The sequence below is a fragment of the Microvirga aerilata genome, assembly GCF_016743775.1.
GTDB lineage: Bacteria > Pseudomonadota > Alphaproteobacteria > Rhizobiales > Beijerinckiaceae > Microvirga > Microvirga aerilata.
This window is the reverse complement of record NZ_JAEQMY010000356.1, coordinates 1-685: the sequence shown is the minus strand read 5'-3', so window position 1 is coordinate 685 and position 685 is coordinate 1. Positions and strand designations below refer to the sequence as shown.

The window sequence follows — 685 nt, the reverse complement described above, 5'->3', positions numbered from 1 at the left end:
TGACACTGCCCTACTGGCCGCTGTAAACGCGGCCTGTGTAGCGACTAAGGCTTTCAATCCTCGAAGCTCGGGGCTGTCGCTAGTTGATCCATTGGGATCGTCACTCTGATCCGATCTGGAGCAAAAGCTTTCTTGTTCCGGCTTACGTTTCTGCCCTGCTGCTCCGCGGCTGCACCCGTCATTGTACCCACTTTTGGAACTGTGCCTGTCGTGGCTGTGTCAGCTGGATCGATTTGGACCGCATGGCGCGGCACCGCAACCTTGCGGTCGCCGATCCTGAGCACACCTCCAATCTGGACGATGAGAGCTGCAACGGTGCCGCTGCGGTCGAGCACAACATCGTCAACCGTCCCGAGGCTGTTGTTGTCAGGACCAAAGACAGCCTGACCGATCAGATCCGAGACGCGCATGGCATCCAAACCCTGCCCGGTCATGAACTGCGGGCTTGCCTGACCGGGATCGACAGATCCAAGGGCTGATCATGAGGCGCGGGGGGGTGGGTTCTGAGCCATGACTGTCGATGAGAGAATACCCGACACAAGTAGACTGGCGGTGGTCAGCTTTTTGTACATTCGGGTCTCCCGAGGGTTTCACGTCGATCTGACTCAAACACCCGGCTGCTCTCTTTGTTCTTCGGACAGACTGATCCTCCTGCAGAGGCCATTTCATAGACATCGGCCTAGAT

Annotated in this window: 1 protein-coding gene; it reads right to left on the bottom strand. The window is 57.5% G+C overall.

Annotation, left to right across the window (positions count from 1 at the left end; genetic code table 11):
- Window positions 1-53: 53 nt before the first annotated feature.
- Entirely contained in the window at window positions 54-410 is a 357-nt protein-coding gene (locus JKG68_RS35125; RefSeq protein ID WP_202066653.1) for a PRC-barrel domain-containing protein, read from the bottom strand.
- Between the last annotated feature and the right edge of the window lie 275 nt (window positions 411-685).